Genomic DNA, 19,319 nt, shown 5'->3' with positions numbered 1-19,319 from the left:
GAGACGACCGCCGTCGCCGACCGATCGATCACTCGACTTCCAGCCACGGGACCTCCATCAGCGGCGGGATGTGCGTCTCGATGTGGTGCTCCCACACGCCCTCCTCGCCGAACGCCTCGCCGTGGTCGGCGGTGACGACGACGGTCCCGTCGAGCTCCTCGACGAGCTCCGCGACCGATTCGAGGGCGATCCGGAGGTTCTCCTCGTAGAGCCGGAGCGCGGTGACGCGCGTGCCGTCTGTCACGAGGTCCGCCGGGTCGAGCTCGAGCCAGAGCCCCGCCTTCTGCGCGAACTCGCTGTCGTCGAGCCGGCTCTCTATCTTCGGACGGACCGTGTCGCTGAGCGACGAGAGGAGGCCGCCGTCGTCGTCCGTCGTCTCCTCCCCGGCTTCCTCCTCCTCCTGCTGTTTGATCCCCTTCTGGATCTGTTTGAGCTTCTGGCCCTTCCCGCGCGAGAGGTACGGGGCGTGGGGCTGCATGTAGTGGAGCACCGTGCGGTCGGCGCGCTCGACGGCCTCCCGGTTGTTCCGGAACGCCTCCGCGATCCCCTCCGGAGGGACCGTGCCGAGGTCGTCGTCCCAGCCGGTCTTCCAGACGTCGTGGATGTCGCTGATGTGGTCGGAGGCGGTCCACTCGTAGTCGCAGCTCGCCCCCCACTTCAGCTCGTTCAGCGGGATGCCGAGGTCGTTGATGAAGGGATTCCCCGAGAAGTAGGCGATGTCGTGGTCGCCGGTGAACGTCCGGTAGGCCCACTCCGGCGTCGAGGAGCCGACGCTCCAGCGCTTCTCGAGGTCGCCGTCCAGGTACTCGTCGTACACGTCCTCGAACACGTCGTAGCGACACGCGTCGAGGACCAGACAGTAATCCCACTCGGACTCGAGGAACCGCTGGTCTTCCATAGGTTGCGCTACCGTACCCGACCGACCGTTGTATTCTTGTTGATGCTCGGTCGCGGGGGCTCCCCGGGGCGATCAGACGTTTCAAGTTCGCCAGCGACGCAGGGGCCGTATGGACGGGAGCCGTCGGCGCGGGCTGGTGATCGGCGGGGCGGCGGCGGTCGCGATCCTCGCGGTGCTGTTCGCGGTCGTCGGCGCGGACCGGGTGGTCGACACGGTGCTCGCGGCCGACCGCGGGCTGGTCGCGGCGACGTTCGGGCTCGCGCTCTGCTGGCTTTTCGCGTGGAGCCTCATGCTCAGGACGGTGCTCGGCTCGCTCGACGTCCATCTCCCGATCGCGACGTCGTTCCTCGTCTACGCCGGCGCCGTCTTCGCGAACAACGTCACCCCCTTCGGACAGGCCGGCGGCGAGCCGGTCGCCGCGGCGCTCATCGCGAAGGTGTCGGGCTCGCGCTACGAGACGGGGCTCGTCGGCATCGCCAGCGTCGACGTGCTCAACGTCGTCCCCTCCATCTCCCTCGTCTTCCTCGGCGTCGGCGCCTACGCCGCCACCGCGGCCGTCGGCGAGCGGCTGGAGGTCGCCGTCACCGTCGCCGTCGCCCTGATCGCGTCGATCGCGACCGCGATCGCGCTCGGCTGGCGCTCCAGGCGGGCGATCGTGGACCGCCTCCCGGCCGCCGTCGGGGGGCTCCTCGGGCGGCTGCGGCGGTTCGACGCCGCCGCGGTCGAGGCGGCGCTCGCGGCGCGTCTCGGGAACTTCTTCGAGGACATCGAGCGCGTGGGCACGAGCCCGCGTCGGCTCGCGGCCGCGGTGGGGCTCTCGCTCGCGGGCTGGACGCTGCAGGCGGCCGCGCTCGCGGTCGCGTTCGCCGCCGTCGGCGCCCCGATCGCGCCGGAGATCGCGCTGTTCGCGGTCCCGCTCGCGTACGTCGCCGGCGCCACGCCGCTGCCCGGGGGGCTCGGCGGGATCGAGGCGGCGTTCGTCGCGCTGCTCGTCCCGACCACGGGCGTGGCCGCCTCGACCGTCACCGCCGCCGTGCTCGTGTTCCGCGGCGCCGTCTACTGGCTCCCGATGCTGATCGGCGGCGTCTCCGTCTCGGTGCTCGGCATCGACGCGGTGCGGTGAGCGCCGGCGTCTATTTAAGTACGACCGGCTCCGTCGAGGTCGACTGCGGCCGATACGAGCGACCGGATCGGCTCGGAAACCGGGAGCCGCACGCCACCGAGGCCGGCGTTACGCTTCCGCTCGGCTGACGAGCGCTCGGAAGTTCTCGAAGATCTGACCGGCGGTGACGTCCTCGAACGAGCGTCGCCCCGGCTCCCAGTCGAAGTCCTCGGCGAGGCGGTCGCGGTGAGAGGCGTCGATCTCCGGGTGAAATTGGACCGTCCACAGCGGCGCCGTCCGGTGGCGGGTGCCGAACGCGCTCGCGTGGTCGGCCGACGCGATCACCTCCATCCCGTCGCCGAGCTCCGTCACGGCGTCGCCGTGTAACGAGACGACGATCGGTTCGACGCCCTCGAACAGCGGGTCGTCGGCGAGGGTCGCCTCGACGAGTCCCGCGGTCGTCCCGACGCGCTCGACCGTCCCGCCGAGCGCGGAGTTGGCGACCTGATGCCCGAAGCAGACGCCCAGCGTCGGGATCTCCCGATCGACGAGTTCGCGGACGAAAGACTCCTGCTCGGCGATCCACGGGCGGCGGTCGGCCTCGTAGACGGCGGCCGTGCTCCCGGTCAAGACCACGCCGTCCGCCTCGTCGAGGGGCACCCGCTCGCCCGCGACGAAGTCCACCTCCTCGGCGGTCGGGAACCCCGCCGCCAGCGCGTCGCAGTGGTACTCGCAGTCGGCGTCGACCTCGCTGCGAACGACGAACAGGTCCGACGCGACCGTGGTGGGAGTTGTCACACGCGCCCGTTCCGCGGCGATCGCCCTTACCCTTTCGGCTCGGGCGGTCGGTCGAACGCTACACCGCACGGGCGGTCGGTCGAACGCTACACCGCAGATCCGCGAGCCCCGCTCAGAAGAACAGCCACATCACGAGCAGCGCGTACAGCGCCACCAGCGCGATCACCGTCAGCCGGATGAGGATGTTGACGCTGAACACGAGCCCGTTGTAGTCGTTTTTAAGCAGCTTCAGCGGCGCCGTGCGCCGGCTTTCGAGCCCGATCGTCGCCGGCGAGACGTCGTCGAGGGCGCGCTCGATCGCCGCCTCGAGGGCGTCGACGTTCGACTGTTTCATGTTCGCCAGCTCGTAGATCGAGGCGTGGGTGTCCGTGGAGAACACGAGCACCTCGTCGTACGCCTCGCCGTGGCGGGTCTCCATCTCGCGGATGTCCGGCGTGACGCCGTTCGTGTCGATCCCGATCGTCAGCACGTCTTGCCCGTCGACTGACTCGACCACCGCGATCATGTCCTGGTCGGTGCGCTCGACCGCGAACCCGGCCGCGTACTCGCCGAGCGGCTCCTCGGCGATCCGCTCGCGGAAGTCGTCGAAGTGGCGCTTCAGGCGGTCGGCCTCGCTCGACCCGTACTGGACCTCCTTCGTCGGCCCGTCCTGGATGTCGTGTTTGTGGAGATCGACTAAGAGCACCTCGGACTCGTCGACGTCGCGCATGAACACCCCGGTGTCGTAGTCGTCGATCCCCTCGCTGTGGAGGTACACGACCTGCTTGTCGCCGAACCGGCGCCCGTAGAACTCGATCTCGCCGTAGTCCTCGTGGACGAGCCGCGAGGCGCGACCCGAGCCCTCGGGGTCGCCGACGGCGTCGAGGATCTTCTCGGCGTCGGTCGGGTTCGAGAGGTCCTCCTTGTGCGTGCAGGGGACGTGGAGGAAGAAGCCGTGCTCGTCGGCGCCGTCGTTCAGGGCCTCGATGACGTTCCCGCTGAGCTGGCCGCCGCCGAACCCGCCCAGCGGCCCGGGGTGGACCCACGGGGCGGCGAGCGTCAGCCGGTCGCCGTTGTCGATCGCGAGGGTCTCGACGGTCGGTTCGGCCTCGACGCCGAGGTCGAGCGACTCCCGGTCGTTCCGGAGGATCCCCGACGTGAGCGCGAACGCGGAGACGTCCGTGTTGCTCCGGATCAGGTAGTCGACGAGGGCGAGCACCGAGACGAGGAACGCGGCCGCGATCAGCAGCGACGCGAACGCGAACACGTGGCGGTACGTCGAGAACCCGAGGTCGCCGCCCGCGAACGCGTAGAAGGCCGCGATCAGCGCCGCCGGCTCCGCGAGCGACACGAGGAGGATCCGCTTGTAGCGGTCGATCCCCGTCGAGACGACGAGCGCGAGGATGTTGATCAGGTATATTGTGATGAAGAGGAGCCAGACGATGCTCCAGACGTTCCCGACGTCGTTGGCGCCGGAGAGCACCAGCGCGTAGACGAACAGGACGAGCTGGTTGACCAAGGCGAGAAAGAAGCTCCACGACCGAGGGTAGCTCGGCAGCAGCCGATGGAACAGCTCCCCGGCGAACAGAAATGGAAGCAGGAAGAGGAGGACCGCGACCGGTAGGACGCTGGACGGCTCGGGCGAGAGCGGCGTGAACGCCGAGAACGCCGAGAACGCGACGAGGCTGTACACCGCGCTGAGTCCGACCAGCGCCGGGAGCTGTACCTTCAGCGACGGGACGCTGAACACCAGCCGCTGGAAGACGTCGACGTTGTCCGCCCCCATCTACGAGGACACCCCGTAGATGGACTCCAGCTCGTCTATCGTGCGCGTCACGGAGAACTCCTCGACCGCCTCCCGGGTCCGGCGGTCGCCGTCGAGGCAGTCCTCGACCGCCCGCTCCATGTCGTCGAGGTCGCCGTACGCGAACCGGGCGCCGTTGGCCTCGCCGATGGTCTCGTCGAACGGCGAGACGTCGGCGGCGGCGACGGGCGTCCCGCAGGCGTTCGCCTCAAGCGTCGAGAGCCCGAGGGTGTCGCAGGTCGAGGCGGTGACGAAGACGTCGAGCGCGGAGTAGAAGGCCGGCAGGTCCTCGCGCGGGAGGAAGTCGCGGAACCGCGCGTTGTCCGGGGCGTCGCGTTCGAGGGCGTCGCGAACCGGCCCCTCGCCGACGAGCTCGAAGCGCGCCTCCGGCATCCGCTCGGCCAGCCGGAGGATCTCGTCGACGTTCTTGTTGCGGGTCATCCGCCCGCTGTAGCCGACGGTCGGCTCGTCGCGCTCGAACCGCGAGCCGTCGACGGGCCGGAACGTCTCCGTCTCGATGCCGACCGGGAGCTTCCGCGGGGCCACGTCGCGGCGGATCCGCGACGTCGACGCCGTGACGCAGTCGAACGACCGGAGGAACCGGTTCTCGTAGGCGACGTACACGCGCCCGGCGACGTCGGAGAGCGATTCCAGTTTGAGCCCCTGCACGAAGTAGTCCTCGACCGGCGTGTGGTGGGTGTAGACGGACTTGACGCCCCGCTTCTTCGCGTACCGGCGCCCCATCACCCCCGTCGACGCCGGGCCGTGGCAGTGGACCACGTCGAGGTCGGGGAGGGTGGAGAGGCGGCGGTAGAGCGGGACGCGGTACTGGCGGTAGAAGGGGTTCGGCAGCGACCGCACCGGGATCTCCCGGGCGTCCGGCTCGTGGCTGCTCGCCGGGTAGACGACGTACACGTCGTGGCCTCGGTCCTCCAACCGATCGCGCCAGGACTGGATCGTGTAGGTGACGCCGTCGACGCCGGGGAAGTAGCTGTCGGTGAAGAATCCGATGTTCATGCGAGGGTCCGTCGTTCGCGTGTCGCCCGCCGGAGACCGATCTCGGGAGGGGCGCGGACGACGTTCTGACGAGCCGATCCGCCGACCGCCGCGTCAGCGGCGGACGGGAGCCGGTCGGACCGCGTCGGCGCGTCGGGATGTACAGCGGGTCGCACGGGTTCTGTCTCCGGGATTCCGCACCGAAAAGCTTCAACATTTTCATTCCGACCGCAGGCGGGGCGAGGCGGCGGCCGCGCGGGGCCGGGTCCCGTGGTAGAGCAAACCGGCGAGGCGGCGACCCCACCCTTAATCCCACGGGGCGCGGATCGGGAGGCATGATATCGACCGAACGCATGGCCGCGGTCGACGCCAACGCCGCCGCCCTCGGCGTGCCGCGGAAACAGCTCATGGAGTCGTCCGGCAACGCGGTCGCCCGCGAGGTGCGGGCGGTCGCCGAGCCGGGCGCCGAGGTCGCGCTGCTGTGCGGGCGCGGGAACAACGGCGGCGACGCGCTCGTCGCCGCGCGCTTCCTCTCGGCGTACGACGCGACGGTGCACCTGCTCGGTCGCCCGGAGTCGATCCGGACCGACATCGCGCGGGAGAACTGGGAGGCCCTCGGCGAGACCGATATCCCGACGGAGACCGTCACGGACTCGACCGACCTGTCGCTCGGCGACCCGGACGTGATCGTCGACGCGATGCTGGGGACCGGGGTGTCCGGCGCGCTCCGAGAGCCCGAGCGGACGGCGGCGCGGCTGGCCAACGAGCGCGACGCGACCGTCGTCGCCGTCGACGTCCCGAGCGGGGTCGACGCCGACACGGGCGGGCCGACCGGGGGGGAGTCCGCCGTCCGCGTCGAGGCCGACCGCGTCGTCACCTTCCACGACGGGAAGCCGGGGCTTGCCGGGCTCGACGCCGCCGTGACGGTCGCCGACATCGGCATCCCGGCGGCCGCGGAGCGGTACACCGGTCCCGGAGACCTGCTCGCGCTCGGCCGCGCCGGGGACTCGCACAAGGGCGAGAACGGCGAGGCCCTCGTCGTCGGCGGCGGCCCCTACACCGGCGCGCCGTCGCTGTCCGCGCGGGCCGCGCTCCGGGCCGGCGCCGACCTCGTCCGGGTCGCCTGCCCGGAGACCGTCGCGCGGGAGGTGCAGGGGTACTCCGCCGACCTCATCGTCCGCGGGCTCCCCGGCGATCGGCTGGGACCCGCCCACGTCGACCGCGTCGCGGAGCTCGCCGCCGACAACGACGTCGTCGTGCTCGGCCCGGGGCTCGGCGACGACGACGCCACACTGGCGTTCGTCCGTGAGTTCCTCGACAGCTACGACGGCCGGGCCGTCGTCGACGCCGACGCGCTCCGCGTCGTCCCCGAGGTCGACACCGACGCGACGCTGATCGGCACGCCGCACCAGGGCGAGCTCGTCGGGATGGGCGGCGAAACGGCCGAGGACCCGGACGAGCGGGCCGCGCTCGTGCGGTCGTTCGCCGACGAGATCGGCCACACGCTGCTCGTGAAGGGCGCCGTAGACATCGTCAGCGACGGCGACGCGGTGCGGTTGAACCGGACCGGGAACCCGGGGATGACCGTGGGTGGGACCGGCGACGTGCTCGCGGGGACGGTCGGCGCGCTGGCGGCCGTGACCGACCCGTTCCGCGCGGCCGCGGTCGGGGCGTACGTCAACGGGCTGGCCGGCGACGCGGCGGCCGCCGCGCACGGGAACGGGCTCGTGGCGACGGACTTACCCGACCGGCTTCCCGAGGCGATGCGTGATGAGTGACGAGCCAACGGAGGCGGCGGGGGAGCTGACCCACACCGACGACTCCGGCGAGGTCCGCATGGTCGACGTCGGCGCGAAGCCGGACACGAGCCGACGCGCGGTCGCGCGCGGCGAGATCCGGCTGACGCCCTCGACGATCGCGGCCGTGGAGGCGGACGAGGTCGGGAAGGGCGACGTGCTCGCGACCGCGCGGGTCGGCGCTGTACAGGCCGTCAAACACACGTGGGAGACGATCCCGATGTGCCACCAGATCCCGATCACGAACGTCGACACCGACTTCGCGGTCGGCGACGACCGGATCGAGCTGACCGTCGCCGTCGAGACGACCGGCAAGACCGGCTGCGAGATGGAGGCGTTGGAGGGCGTCACGACCGGCCTCAACGTCGTCTGGGACATGGTGAAGGCCGCCGAGAAGGACGGCGACGGTCAGTACCCGGACACCGGCATCTCCGGCGTCGAGGTCATCGAGAAGGAGAAGCGGGCGCTCGACGGCGGCGACTGAGCCCCCGGAGCGGCGGGCGACGGACGCGCCCGCGGGCTCAGAACAGCCCGCTCACGTCGCCGTCGGCGTCCACGTCGATGTCCTCGGCGGCCGGCTCGGCGGGCAGCCCGGGCATCGTCATCACGTCGGCGGTCTTGGCGACGACGAAGCCCGCGCCGGCCGACGGCGACACCTCGCGGACGGTGAGCGTCCACCCCTCCGGCACGCCGGTCAAGGAGGCGTCGTCCGAGAAGGAGTACGGCGTCTTCGAGACGCAGACGGGGAGGTCGCCGTACCCCCACGCCTCGACGCGGTCGATGTCGGCGGCGGCGCCGTCGACGTACTCCACGCCGTCGGCGCCGTACACCTCGCGGGCGACGGTCTCGATCTTCTCGCGGATCGGCGCGTCGAGGTCATACAGCGGCGCGAACGTCCCGGTTCCGGCGCGCTCGCGGACCAGCTCCGCGAGGGCGGTCGCCCCCTCGCCGCCGTCGCGGTAGGCGGTCGAGCGTGCGGCCGGAATCCCCGCGTCCGAAAGCGTCGATTCCAAGGCCGCGAGCTCCGACTCCGCGTCGTCAGGGAAGACGTTGATCCCGACGACCGCTGGGATCCCGAGCGACTCGATGACCTCGACGTGACGCGCCACGTTGTCGACGCCCGCCCGGACGGCCTCGGGGTCGGTCGCGTCCAGCGCGTCGAAGTCGGTCGGCCACATCTCCAGCCCGTGGCGCTTGGCCCCGCGGACCGTCGCGACGACGACCGCGACGTCCGGGACGACCCCCTCGCGGGCGACGATGTGCGCGAACTTCTCGGCGCCGAGGTCCGCCCCGAAGCCGGCCTCGGTGACGAGGTAGTCGGCGAGCGAGGCGCCGACCCGGTCGGCCACGAGCGTGTTGGTCCCGTGCGCGATGTTGGCGAAGGGACCGCCGTGGACCAGGGCGGGGACGCCCTCGACCGTCTGGACGAGGTTCGGGCGGAACGCGTCGCGGAGGAGCGCCGCCGCGGCCCCCGTGACGCCGAGGTCGTCGGGGGTGACCGGGTCCCCGTTCTCGTCCTCCGCGAGGACGATCCGCCCGATGCGGGCCTTCAGATCCGTCAGGTCCTCCGCGAGCCCGAGGACGGCCATCAGCTCCGAGGCGGCGGTGATGACGAACTCGTCCTCGCGCGGGACGCCGCGGGCGGGGCCGCCGAGCCCCACGACGGTCTCGCGGAGCGCGCGGTCGTTGACGTCGAGCGCGCGCGGCCAGTCGACGCGGCGCACGTCGATCCCCTCGTCGTTCCCCTGATGGAGGTGGTTGTCGAGCGCGGCGGCGATCAGGTTGTGCGCGGCCGTGAGCGCGTGGATGTCGCCGGTGAAGTGGAGGTTGATCGCCTCCATCGGGAGCACCTGCGAGTACCCCCCGCCCGCGGCGCCGCCCTTCACCCCGAAGACGGGGCCGAGCGAGGGCTCTCTGACCGCGACCGCCGCGGACTCCCCCAGCCCCGCGAGCGCCTGCCCGAGCCCCACCGTCGTCACGGTCTTCCCCTCGCCCTTCGGCGTCGGGGTCATCCCGGTGACGAGGACGGTCGTCCCGTCGCCGGGGTCGGCGTCCGCGGTCGCCGAGCGGACCGCGTCGAGGGTGAGCTTCGCGACCCCGTCGCCCCGCGGCTCGATGTCGGCGGGGCGCAGGCCGAGATCGGCCGCGACCGCCTCGATCGGCCGGGGGTCCGCGGCCCGCGCGACCGCGAGGTCGGACTCCGGTGCGTCGACCGCGTCGCCGTCCGGCTCTGAGTGCGCCATGCCGAAGCCTTCTCTCGGCGCGGTTATGAGTCTTGGACCCGTTCCCGCCCGTTAAAAATCGGCTGCCGGTCCATCGCTACCTGTTGGCGGTCGACTCCGCGCACTCCCCCGATTTCACCGCGCTCACCGGTCCAGGAACGGCGGGATCACGACCTCGGCGCGCTTCTCGTCGCCGCGCACCACGACGCTCACCTCGGTGCCGGCGTCGGCGTAGCCCTCGCGGAGGTAGCCGAGGCCGATCGGCTCGTCGAGCGTGGGGCTCATCGTGCCGGAGGTCAGTTGGCCGATCCGGGTGAGGTCGCCGTCGGTCACGGCGTAGCCGCCGCGCGGGACGCCGCGGTCGAGCAGGCGGACGCCGACGAACCGCTCGTCGACTCCCTCCTCCTTCTGCCGCTCCAGCGCGTCCCGACCGACGAACTCGGTGTCCAGCTTCACGACGAAGCCGATCCGCGCCTCGTAGGGGGTACGCGGTTCGCCCTCGGGATCGAAGTCCTGTCCGGAGAGGAGGTAGCCCATCTCGGTCCGGAGGGTGTCCCGCGCGCCGAGCCCGCACGGCTGTGCACCCTCGTCTGCGTCACCGCCGACGAACACCGACCAGAGGTCCTCGACCGCGCTCGCCGGACACATGACCTCGAAGCCGTCCTCGCCGGTGTACCCGGTGCGGGCGACCCACGCGTCGACGCCCGCGATCCCGGCGACCGTCGCCTCGAACTTCGAGAGGCCGACCACGCGGTCCGCGGGGGTCGCGTCGTCGACGGCATCCGCCGCGTCCGGGCCCTGCACCGCGAGCATCGCCCAGTCGTCGGTGGCGTTTGCGACGGTCGCGTCGAGCCCGGCCTCGTCGCGGTAGTCGGTCCAGCGGTCGGTCATCTGCTCGTCGTGGCCCGCGTTCGGGACGAAGAGGTACGCGGGGTCGCCGTCGCCCGCGTCGAGGTCGCGGTCCATCCCGGCGAGCGCGTCGGCGCCCGTTCCGGCCTCGACCCCGTCCGGGAGCCGGTAGACGACGGTGTCGTCGAGCATGATCCCCTCGTCGTCCGTGATCGCCGCGTACTGGGAGTCGCCCGGGTCGAGCGCCGTCACGTCGTTCGTCGTCAGGCGGTTCATCAGCGCCGTCGCGTCCGGGCCGGCCACCTCGATCTCGCCCATGTGCGAGACGTCGAAGACGCCGACGGACTCCCGGACCGCGGCGTGCTCCTCGCGGATCGAGTCGAACTCGACCGGCATCTGCCAGCCGCCGAAGTCGGTGAACGTCGCGCCGCGCGCCTCGTGGGTCTCGTGGAGGGGTGGAAGCCGATCCGTCATGGCGGGACGGTCACCGGGACGCGCCTAAGGTCTTGCCATCGGGGCGCTCTCAGCGCCGACAGCCTCAAGCCGCTTCCTCTCTCCCTGTCCCACGTGAAGCGGAACGTCTCCGGACTGCTCGCGCCCGCCGCCGCGGTCCTGCTCGTCGCGCTCGTCGTCGCGGCGGCCGCGGGCGCGTGGCCCCCGTTCGTCGCCGTCGAGAGCGGGAGCATGGAGCCGACCGTCGAGCGCGGCGACCTCGTGGTCGTCACCTCGACGGAGCGGTTCCCCTGGGGCGGGCTGGTCGCGAGCGACGAGCCCGGCGCCCCGACGCGACTCGGCGGCCGGGGCGACGTGGTGGTGTTCGACCCGCCCGACGCGGAGACGCGGCCGATCCTCCACCGGATCGCGTTTCCCGTCAGCGCCGGGGAGGACTGGACGGACCGCGCGGACCCGGCGCTGCTCGACGGCGACTGCGCCGCGATCGAGGCCTGTCCCGCGCCCCACGACGGGTACATCACCTACGGCGACGCGAACGGAGAGTACGACCAGAGCGCGGGGATCGCCCCGGTCGTCCGCGAGGAGTGGATCAGCGCCAAGGCGCTGGTCTCGGTCCCGAACCTCGGCTGGTTCCGGGTCGGCGTCGACGCCGCAATCGCTCGGCTCGGCCTCCTGCCGACCGCCCTCGGCGTCGGCGGCGCCGCGGCGGTCGCGGGCGGCTTCGGCGCGGTGCTGATCGGGCGGATCGGCCGCGGGCGCGACGGTGCGGGGGAGTGACCGCGGCGCGGTAGTGAGAGCGACGCGGTAGTGAGAGCGACGCGGTACGCGACCGCGAAGGCGACGCCTCACTCCGGCGCGGAGTCGGCCGTCGCGCCCGAATCGGTCTCCGAGTCGCCGGGTTCGGCGTCGGTGGCGTCCCCGTCTGCGGCGTCCCCGCCGTCGGCGTCCTCGTCGCCGGCCCAATCTGCGGCGTCCTCGTCTCCGCTCCCGTTCGTCTCGTCGTCCTCCCCGTTCGCCTCCTCGAGGGTCACCGACCCGTTCGCGGCGTTGCGCAGGGCGTCGGACCGCCCGAACTCGCCGGGCGCGATCGCGAGGGTCCGGATCCCGTACCCGTTCGCCGTCTCGACGACGGGCTTGAAGTCGGTGTCCCGGGAGGCGATCGCGAGGACCGACATCCGGTCCTCGGCCGCGAACCGGGCGGCGTCGACGGCGAGTTTCACGTCGACGTCGCCGCTCGTGATCACCACCTCGAACCCGCGCGCCTCGGCGGCCTGAATGAGCCCCGGGGTCGCGTGCTCGTCGAGGTAGAGCCGCGTCGTGACGAGCGGGCCCTCCGCCTCGGCGGCCCGCCGCACGTCGTCGAGGTCGACGTCGAACTCCTCGCGCAACACGTTCGGCCCGTCGACGAACAGCGCCACGCCGACCGGCTCCTCGTCCTCCCGACTGGATTCCATGCGACGAGGTCGGCGGCGGGCGGAAATATGCGTGCTGGTCCGAGCCGGCGCTCCCGCGTCCCGCGCCCCGTTGTTAAACACCTTATATCCGTATTACGACCTGACCGACGACCGTAGTGAATATACGGAGATTTAAAATAGTATGTCCAACTATCTCGATTCAAGATGTCGAACTACGACACCTTCACCGTCATTTCCGAACAGAACGATCACGAATGCACCACGCTTCGTGCACATCCGCGCAACGAGACGTACCACGTCGTCGACTACGCCGACGACGACGCGCGCGAGACGGTCGCGGACCTGCCGGTCGGCTCGGTCGTCAAGATGGAGCTGTCGCGCGCCGGCCGCCGCAGCAACGTCTGGCGCGCAGAGGCCGTCCGGACCGCGCACACGGACGGCGGGAAACGGGAGTAAACGGCGACGAATCGACCGGTCCCGCCGCTCTCACCGCCTCGCGCCTTCGGTCCTTCCTCGCTGTCTATTTAAAAAGAACGCCGGTTGTCGCTAGCGGTCTTGCGTCAGCCGCGGGTTCGTCACGGCGCCGGCGGCCGCGGAGTCGAAGTCGCGGGCGTACTTCGCGAGGATGCCGCCCTCGTACTGCGGCGCGGGCGCCTCCCACGCCTCGCGGCGCTCCGCGAGCTCCTCGTCGGAGAGGTCGACCGCGAGGTCGCGCTCGGGGATGTCGACGGTGATGTGGTCGCCGTCCTCGATGAGGCCGATCGGGCCGCCGTCGGCCGCCTCGGGGGCGACGTGGCCGATCATCGGGCCGCGCGTCGCGCCGGAGAATCGCCCGTCGGTGAGGAGCGCGACATCGTCCTCGTGGCCCGCGCCGACGACGGCGGCGGTGACGCCGAGCATCTCGCGCATCCCGGGGCCGCCGGTCGGCCCCTCGTTGCGGATCACGATCACGTCACCGGAGTCGACCGCGCCAGATTGGACGTACTCCATCGCGTCCTCCTCGTTCTCGAACACGCGGGCGGGCCCCTCGTGGTAGAACTCGTCGTCGCCGGTCACCTTCAGCACCGAGCCGTCAGGCGCGAGGTTCCCCTTGAGGATCTTGATGGCGCCCTCCTCCTCCTTCGGCTCGTCGACGGTGTAGAGGAAGTCGGCCTCGATATCGTCGTCGTCCGGGAGCGTGCCGCGCTCCTCTAGTTCCGCGATCTCCTCGGCGAGGGTGCGGCCGGTGACGGTCATCGCGTCGCCGTGGAGCAGGTCGGCCTCCAGCAGGCGACGGAGCACGACCGGGACGCCCCCGACCTCGTGGAGGTCGTTCATCACGCGGCTCCCGCCGGGCTGGAGGTCGGCGATCTTCGGCGTGCGCCGCGAGATCTCGTCGAAGTCCTCGATCGAGAGGTCGACGTCGGCCTCGGCGGCCAAAGCGAGCAGGTGGAGGACGCCGTTCGTCGAGCCCCCGATCGCGGTCTGGAGCGCGATCGCGTTCTCGAACGACTCCCGTGAGAGGATGTCGGAGGGGCGGCGGTCGTTCTCGATGCAGTCCAAGACGAGCTCGCCCGCCCGCTCCGCGACCGCATAGCGCTCTTGGTCCTCGGCGGGCGCGGAGGCGGAGCCGAGCGGCGCCATCCCGAGCGCCTCGGAGATGGAGGCCATCGTGTTGGCGGTGAACATCCCGCCACAGGAGCCCGCGCCGGGGCAGGCGTGGCGCTCCAAGTCGTCGAGCTCCTCCCCGCTCATATCGCCCTCGGCGTAGGCGCCGACGCCCTCGAACACCTGGACGATGGTGACGTCGCGCCCCTCGTGTTCGCCGGGCATGATCGAGCCGCCGTAGAGGAAGACGCTCGGGAGGTCGGTGCGGATCGACGCCATCAGCATGCCGGGGAGGTTCTTGTCACAGCCAGCCACCGTCACCAGCGCGTCCATGCGCTCGCCGAACGAGACCAGTTCGACCGAGTCGGCGATGACCTCCCGTGAGATGAGGCTCGCCTTCATCCCCTCGGTCCCCATCGAGATGGCGTCGGAGATGGTGATCGTCCCGAACTCGATCGGCATCCCGCCCGCGGCGTCGATCCCCTCTATCGCCGCGTCGGCGACGTCGTCGAGGTGGACGTTACACGGCGTGATGTCGGCCGCCGGGTTCGGCACGCCGACGATCGGCGAGGAGAGGTCCTCGTCGTCGAACCCCATCGCCCGGAACATCGAGCGGTGGGGGGCGCGCGCCGCGCCCTCCGTCACGTCCCTGCTCCGCAGATCCTCGTCCTTCTCGCCCGCGAACCGGTCCGCGTCTCCGCGCCCGCGAGCGGTCTCCCCCTCGTCGGATCGTGACTGCTGTTCGCTCATAGTTGGTCCTGTCGCTCGGGGGTCTTAAACGACCGCAACGGGGCGAGGGTTGCTCGGGCCGGCGAACGCGTTCGGTCCGGTCAGGTTACCAGTCGCCGTCAAAAGAGATGTCGACGCCGCACGCGTCGGCGAAGTCGGTGAGGTGGCGCTTCTTGTCTCCCTTGTTCAGCGAGGTGTACACGTAGTAGCCGCCGCCGGCCGCACGATATAAACGCATATCTTCGCCCGACGGGTGAGTCGGCTCATCGTTCAGTATCGCGATTTTCTTTCCCGGAACGTACGGAAGCGGGGCATACGCGTCGATCAGGTCGTGTTCCCTAATGAGATGATCCACGACTGTTCCCATAAGATCGGCCTGACTGTCGTCGCTGAACGATGTAGACTCCATTTGATCAGCGATTTTGACTACGTATGCATCGGACGAATCGACGGTTTCGGTCTCTTTACCGTGGCCTGACACAGTTTCCGATGGCGTGGAATTGCTCGCGGTGTCTCGACCGTCATTTTGATCGCTTTCCAGCTCCGAAATTAGGTCATCGACAAAAGTTTTCGAAAGAGACTCCGCCGGCTGTGAGACGACTTCGCCGACGCGGTCTACAACGGTTTTCCGGATCGCTTCGGCGATCTCCGATTTTCCGTCGGAAAGTGCATTAATCGCCTGTCGACGGCGTTCGACACGCTCGTATATTTCCGTCGACGCGCCCGACTGGATCGATTCTTTAGATAATGCCGCAAGCAGCCAGTCGTTCGCAGTGAGGTCGGCCAGTTCCATGCGCCTAAGAAGTTCCACGTCTGGCCTGTCGCCGTCCTTTTTAAGTCGGAAAACAAGAAACGACCTTCCGTTTGTGAGAAGTCCCCAGTCGACCCACTCTTGGCGCATGTAGCTTCGGAGCTGATCAGCGTGCGACTCGGAAATAGTCGTGTCACAGCCTTTCGCTTCGACGAACACCGCCGGAGATCCGTCGGCGAATAGCGCGTAGTCGACTTTCTTTTTACTCGACCCCATCTGGACCGAGTATTCCATCTCGATCGATGTCGAGTAAAAGTCCCAACCGAGTACGTCCCTTATAAACGGATCTATCAGCCGTGCCCGAGTGTTCTGCTCGTCCATCTGCGGGGACGCCTCCACGAGCGACTGCGAGCGTTCAATATACTTCGTCACCGTCTCCTCGTCCATCCTCCTGATACGTCGCGTGCGTGCCCTCTTAAAAGTACAAACGTCGGTAGTGTCGCGTTCACACCCGCGCCTTCAGCTCGACCCGGTACCCGAACGGGTCCCTGACGTACACCGCCGGCGCCTCCCCGGTCGCGCCGAGGGGCGAGTCGAGCGTCTTCTCTATCTCGACGCCGGCCGCGTCGAGTTCGGCCGCGATCTCGTCGAGCGACTCCTCGACGACGACGGCGACGTGGTCGTAGTTCGTCGCCGCCGGCGGCTCGAACGAAGCGGTGGGCCACAGGTGAACGACGGCCGTCGCCGACAACCGCACGTCGAAGAAGGGCTTCTCGTCGGCCGCGTACAGCGCGTCCTCGATCCCGAACCCGAGCCGCTCGCCGTAGAACTCCCGGGCGTCGTCGACGCCCTCCGCCGGGATCCGGAGGTTCACGTGGTCGATATGCCGTGCCTGCATGTGACGCGGTTGGGTACCGAACCGCAAAAATAGACGGGGATTTCCCGGGAGTGAAACCGGCCACCACCGTATTTATGCGTAGACGTGTATCCATCACACATGACTACGTTCGATCGGGCCGAACGCGCCGCTGCCGGCGTCGCCGTCGCTGCGTTCGCGGGTATCGCGTTCCTCGCGCTCGCCGTCGGGACGCCGACCGCGAGCGCGACCGGCGGCACCGGGGTGACGAGCGGCGGGACGGTGGCCGGCACCGGGGTGACGAGCACCGGGACGGCGGGTCCCCTCGGGATGATGGGCGGCGGGATGATGGGCGGCGGGATGATGGGCGGAGCGGGGGGCTTCCCGTTCGTCTTCTTCCCGTTCATGTTCCTCACGTTTGCGGCGCTCCTCGCGCTCGGCTACGTCGGGATCCGCGCGATGGCCGGACCGGACGAGAGCGGTCAGGTCGATACAAAGGCAGACGACGAAGAGACCGACCCGATCGCCCGGCTCCAGCGGCGGTACACCGAGGGCGAGCTCACCGAGGCCGAGTTCGAGCGGGCGCTCGAACGCGAACTCGGCGGCGAGGAGACCGACGGCGGCGTCGACCGGGCCGACGACGAGCGCGACATCGGCGGAGCGAGCGCGGAGCGTTCGCTCTCGGGACGCGAGCGATAGCGGGGCCGGCGGGTCGGCGGCCGTTCAGGCGAACGCTCGGAGGATGCCCGCCCCGTCCGTGCTCCGGCCGAGGTCCGGGAGGGTGGCGCGCTCGGGGTGAGGCATGAGCACGGCGACCGTCTCGCGCTCGCCGAGGACGCCGGCGACGTTGTCGGTGGAGCCGTTCGGGTTGGCGGCGTCGGTGACGTTCCCGTCGGCGTCGCAGTAGCGGAAGAGCACGCGGTCGTCGGCGACGAGGTCGGCGTGTGCCTCCTCGCCGATCTCGAAGCGGCCCTCGCCGTGCGCGATGGGGACCTCGATCACGTCGCCCTCGTCGTAGGCGGCGGTCCAGGGCGTGTCCGCGCGCTCGACGCGCAGGTGGACGGGCTCGCACTGGAAGCGCGCGGAGGCGTTGGTGGTGAACGCGCCGGGGGTGAGCCCGGACTCCGCGCCGATCTGCGCGCCGTTGCAGACACCGATCACGGGGACGCCGTCGGCCGCGGCCTCGCGGACCTCCTCCATGACCGGCGCGCGGGCGGCCATCGCGCCGGCGCGGAGGTAGTCGCCGTACGAGAAGCCGCCGGGGAGGACGATCCCGTCCGGGTCGGCCGGGAGGCCGTCCTCGTGCCAGACGCGCTCGGCGTCGACCCCGAGGTGCGCCAGCGCGCGGACCGCGTCGCGGTCGCAGTTCGATCCGCCGAATTGGACGACGGCGACCGTCATCGCTCGGCGACCGCGACGTCGTAGTCGTGGATGGTCGGGTTCGCGAGGAGCCGCTCGGCCATCTCGTCGGCGCGGTCGGCGGCCTCGTCGGCGTCGGCCGCCTCCAGGTCCACCTCGAAGCGGTCGGCGGACCGGAGGTCCGACAGCTCGAACCCGAGGCGTTCGAGCGCCTGCTGGGTGGTCTCGGCCTCCGGGTCGAGGACGCCCCGCTTCAGCCGGACCGTCACCGTCGCGGTGTATGCCGTCATGAGCGATACTGCGGAGTCGTGTGTAAAAACCGTTTTGGAACGCCTTTTATATGCACGTTTGTGGGTATATCCCGGTCGATCGGGCGGGCGGCAGGCTCCGCGCGGAACGAAAGGGGCAAACCCCTCCGCGACTTGGTCCCGGTGTATGCAGCCGCTCGACACTGCGGAGGTGATCGTCGCATGACCCGCGAACTGACCGAGATCACGGTGGTCGGAGGAGACAAGACCGGACTCATCGCGCGGGTCACCTCCCTGCTGTTCGAGCGGGGGATCAACATCGAGGACCTCGACCAGGCGGTCCGCGAGGGCGTCTTCCGGATGACGACCCGCGTGGACGCCTCGGAGATGGAGACGTCCAGAGGCGAGCTCCGGCGCGCGCTCGCCGAGCTCGGCCGGGAGCTCGACGTCGACATCCAGGTGCGCTTCCCGAGCGACCGCGACGCGCGCCGGATCGCGCTGCTCGTCACGAAGGAGACGCACGCGCCCGAGGCGCTGCTGGAGGCCGAGGCCAACAACGAGCTCGCCGACGACGGGGAGGAGGCCGAGATCCCGGTCGTCATCGGCAACCGGGGCGACCTCCGGTCGCTCGCGGAGCGCTACGACAAGCCCTTCTACGACGTGGGCGACGGGAACGGCAACACCGACGAGGGCCGGCTGCTCGACCTGCTGGCCGAGTACGACGTGGACCTGATCGCCTTAGCCCGCTACATGCGGATCCTCTCGCCGGAGGTCGTCTTCCGCTACGAGGGCCGGATCATCAACGTCCACCCCTCGCTGCTGCCGGCGTTCCCCGGCGCGGAGGCGTACCGGCAGGCGAAGGACGCCGGCGTCCGCGTCGCGGGCGTCACCGCCCACTACGTCACGACCGACCTCGACCAGGGGCCCGTGATCGCCCAGCGCGCCTTCGACGTGCCCGCGGGCGCCGACGTCGAGGCGATCAAGCGCCGCGGGCAGCCCCTCGAGGCCGACGTGCTGCTCGACGCCGTCCGGCTCCACCTCGCCGACGCGATCGCGATCCACCGCGGCACGGTCCACGTGCGGGAGGACGCCGACGTCGACGCGCAGCTCGGCCTGAGCGACGCGGCCGTCGACGCCAACCCCGACGAGCCCGTCGACGGCGAGCCGCTGTCGCGCTCGGAGACGCCGCCGATCGAGAGCGACTGAGTCGCTCTTTCGGGCGACCTTTTTAAAAGCCCGAGCGCGTAGGGTACCGTCGATGCCTACGGACCGGTCCCTCGCGCGGTTCGTCGCCGACGGAAGCGCCGTCGTCCGCAGCGACGAGCGCATGATCCTACTCTTCCTCCTGCTGCTCTCCGTCGCGGCGCTCGTGGTCTTCCTCTACTACACCACCCTGCTCCTCGACGGGCTCCCGGACGTGATCCCCTCGGAGCCGCCGCGGCCGTGAGCGGCGCGGGGGCATCGGCTCTCAGTCGCC

20 protein-coding genes are annotated in these 19,319 nt (G+C 70.4%); 8 read left to right on the top strand and 12 right to left on the bottom strand.

Features of this window, described 5'->3' with window-relative positions:
* Positions 1-28: 28 nt before the first annotated feature.
* Positions 29-898 carry a hypothetical protein gene (locus tag Hrr1229_RS15585; RefSeq protein WP_123112034.1) on the bottom strand — a complete coding sequence of 290 codons (870 nt, stop codon included), beginning with the start codon at positions 896-898 and terminating at the stop codon, positions 29-31.
* Positions 899-1,007: 109 nt separating this feature from the next.
* Here Hrr1229_RS15585 and Hrr1229_RS15580 point away from each other — a divergent pair, with 109 nt between their 5' ends.
* Positions 1,008-2,021: a lysylphosphatidylglycerol synthase transmembrane domain-containing protein gene (locus Hrr1229_RS15580; RefSeq protein ID WP_123112035.1), complete on the top strand. Its 1,014-nt coding sequence runs from the start codon at positions 1,008-1,010 to the stop codon at positions 2,019-2,021.
* Between the two features lie 108 nt (positions 2,022-2,129).
* Here the strand turns inward: Hrr1229_RS15580 and Hrr1229_RS15575 are convergent, their stop codons facing one another.
* The 3 genes from Hrr1229_RS15575 to Hrr1229_RS15565 form a co-directional block, all read right to left on the bottom strand.
* A complete protein-coding gene (locus Hrr1229_RS15575; RefSeq protein ID WP_123112036.1) occupies positions 2,130-2,798 on the bottom strand; it encodes a type 1 glutamine amidotransferase in 669 nt (222 codons plus the stop codon).
* 112 nt (positions 2,799-2,910) lie between these two features.
* Entirely contained in the window at positions 2,911-4,563 is a 1,653-nt protein-coding gene (locus tag Hrr1229_RS15570) for a DUF2070 family protein (protein ID WP_123112037.1), read from the bottom strand.
* Positions 4,564-5,598: a glycosyltransferase gene (locus Hrr1229_RS15565; protein WP_123112038.1), complete on the bottom strand. Its 1,035-nt coding sequence runs from the start codon at positions 5,596-5,598 to the stop codon at positions 4,564-4,566.
* A 314-nt stretch (positions 5,599-5,912) separates the two neighbouring features.
* Between Hrr1229_RS15565 and Hrr1229_RS15560 the strand changes: the two genes are divergently transcribed.
* Both Hrr1229_RS15560 and moaC read left to right on the top strand, forming a co-directional pair.
* On the top strand, positions 5,913-7,355 hold the full coding sequence (locus Hrr1229_RS15560; RefSeq protein WP_123112039.1) for an NAD(P)H-hydrate dehydratase: 1,443 nt from the start codon (positions 5,913-5,915) through the stop codon (positions 7,353-7,355).
* Positions 7,348-7,857 carry a cyclic pyranopterin monophosphate synthase MoaC gene (moaC, locus tag Hrr1229_RS15555; protein WP_123112040.1) on the top strand — a complete coding sequence of 170 codons (510 nt, stop codon included), beginning with the start codon at positions 7,348-7,350 and terminating at the stop codon, positions 7,855-7,857. The genes Hrr1229_RS15560 and moaC overlap by 8 nt, the downstream gene beginning before the upstream one ends.
* Before the next feature lie 37 nt (positions 7,858-7,894).
* Here the strand turns inward: moaC and Hrr1229_RS15550 are convergent, their stop codons facing one another.
* Positions 7,895-9,616 (bottom strand): formate--tetrahydrofolate ligase, encoded by a 1,722-nt coding sequence (locus Hrr1229_RS15550; RefSeq protein WP_123112041.1) that lies wholly within the window; start codon positions 9,614-9,616, stop codon positions 7,895-7,897.
* 123 nt (positions 9,617-9,739) lie between these two features.
* The gene (gcvT, locus tag Hrr1229_RS15545) at positions 9,740-10,918 is read right to left on the bottom strand and encodes a glycine cleavage system aminomethyltransferase GcvT (protein WP_123112042.1); all 1,179 of its coding nucleotides are present in this window, start codon (positions 10,916-10,918) and stop codon (positions 9,740-9,742) included.
* A gap of 93 nt (positions 10,919-11,011) precedes the next feature.
* Here gcvT and Hrr1229_RS15540 point away from each other — a divergent pair, with 93 nt between their 5' ends.
* The gene (locus Hrr1229_RS15540; RefSeq protein WP_123112043.1) at positions 11,012-11,674 is read left to right on the top strand and encodes a S26 family signal peptidase; all 663 of its coding nucleotides are present in this window, start codon (positions 11,012-11,014) and stop codon (positions 11,672-11,674) included.
* A 68-nt stretch (positions 11,675-11,742) separates the two neighbouring features.
* On the opposite strand, the gene Hrr1229_RS15535 is transcribed toward Hrr1229_RS15540, so the two are convergent.
* Positions 11,743-12,351, bottom strand: a complete 609-nt coding sequence (locus tag Hrr1229_RS15535; RefSeq protein WP_123112044.1) for an NYN domain-containing protein — start codon at positions 12,349-12,351, stop codon at positions 11,743-11,745.
* 165 nt (positions 12,352-12,516) lie between these two features.
* Between Hrr1229_RS15535 and Hrr1229_RS15530 the strand changes: the two genes are divergently transcribed.
* Positions 12,517-12,768 (top strand): hypothetical protein, encoded by a 252-nt coding sequence (locus tag Hrr1229_RS15530; protein ID WP_123112045.1) that lies wholly within the window; start codon positions 12,517-12,519, stop codon positions 12,766-12,768.
* Positions 12,769-12,858: 90 nt separating this feature from the next.
* On the opposite strand, the gene ilvD is transcribed toward Hrr1229_RS15530, so the two are convergent.
* The 3 genes from ilvD to Hrr1229_RS15515 form a co-directional block, all read right to left on the bottom strand.
* On the bottom strand, positions 12,859-14,649 hold the full coding sequence (gene ilvD, locus Hrr1229_RS15525; RefSeq protein WP_123112046.1) for a dihydroxy-acid dehydratase: 1,791 nt from the start codon (positions 14,647-14,649) through the stop codon (positions 12,859-12,861).
* A gap of 85 nt (positions 14,650-14,734) precedes the next feature.
* On the bottom strand, positions 14,735-15,826 hold the full coding sequence (locus tag Hrr1229_RS15520; protein WP_123112047.1) for a type I restriction enzyme HsdR N-terminal domain-containing protein: 1,092 nt from the start codon (positions 15,824-15,826) through the stop codon (positions 14,735-14,737).
* A gap of 58 nt (positions 15,827-15,884) precedes the next feature.
* Positions 15,885-16,277 (bottom strand): VOC family protein, encoded by a 393-nt coding sequence (locus Hrr1229_RS15515; RefSeq protein WP_123112048.1) that lies wholly within the window; start codon positions 16,275-16,277, stop codon positions 15,885-15,887.
* A 99-nt stretch (positions 16,278-16,376) separates the two neighbouring features.
* Between Hrr1229_RS15515 and Hrr1229_RS18260 the strand changes: the two genes are divergently transcribed.
* A complete protein-coding gene (locus tag Hrr1229_RS18260; protein ID WP_255212527.1) occupies positions 16,377-16,934 on the top strand; it encodes an SHOCT domain-containing protein in 558 nt (185 codons plus the stop codon).
* A gap of 24 nt (positions 16,935-16,958) precedes the next feature.
* On the opposite strand, the gene purQ is transcribed toward Hrr1229_RS18260, so the two are convergent.
* Positions 16,959-17,636: a phosphoribosylformylglycinamidine synthase I gene (gene purQ, locus Hrr1229_RS15505; protein ID WP_123112049.1), complete on the bottom strand. Its 678-nt coding sequence runs from the start codon at positions 17,634-17,636 to the stop codon at positions 16,959-16,961.
* Positions 17,633-17,884: a phosphoribosylformylglycinamidine synthase subunit PurS gene (gene purS / locus Hrr1229_RS15500; protein WP_123112050.1), complete on the bottom strand. Its 252-nt coding sequence runs from the start codon at positions 17,882-17,884 to the stop codon at positions 17,633-17,635. Before purS ends, purQ begins: the two co-directional genes overlap by 4 nt.
* Before the next feature lie 180 nt (positions 17,885-18,064).
* Between purS and Hrr1229_RS15495 the strand changes: the two genes are divergently transcribed.
* Together Hrr1229_RS15495 and Hrr1229_RS15490 are read left to right on the top strand one after the other, a co-directional pair.
* Positions 18,065-19,048: a formyltransferase family protein gene (locus Hrr1229_RS15495; RefSeq protein ID WP_123112051.1), complete on the top strand. Its 984-nt coding sequence runs from the start codon at positions 18,065-18,067 to the stop codon at positions 19,046-19,048.
* A 52-nt stretch (positions 19,049-19,100) separates the two neighbouring features.
* Complete coding sequence (locus Hrr1229_RS15490; protein WP_123112052.1) at positions 19,101-19,289, top strand: hypothetical protein; 189 nt, start codon at positions 19,101-19,103, stop codon at positions 19,287-19,289.
* Positions 19,290-19,319: the final 30 nt, after the last annotated feature.

The sequence above is a fragment of the Halorubrum sp. CBA1229 genome (assembly GCF_003721435.2).
Lineage (GTDB): Archaea > Halobacteriota > Halobacteria > Halobacteriales > Haloferacaceae > Halorubrum.
This window is presented reverse-complemented; position numbering and strand designations above follow the sequence as displayed.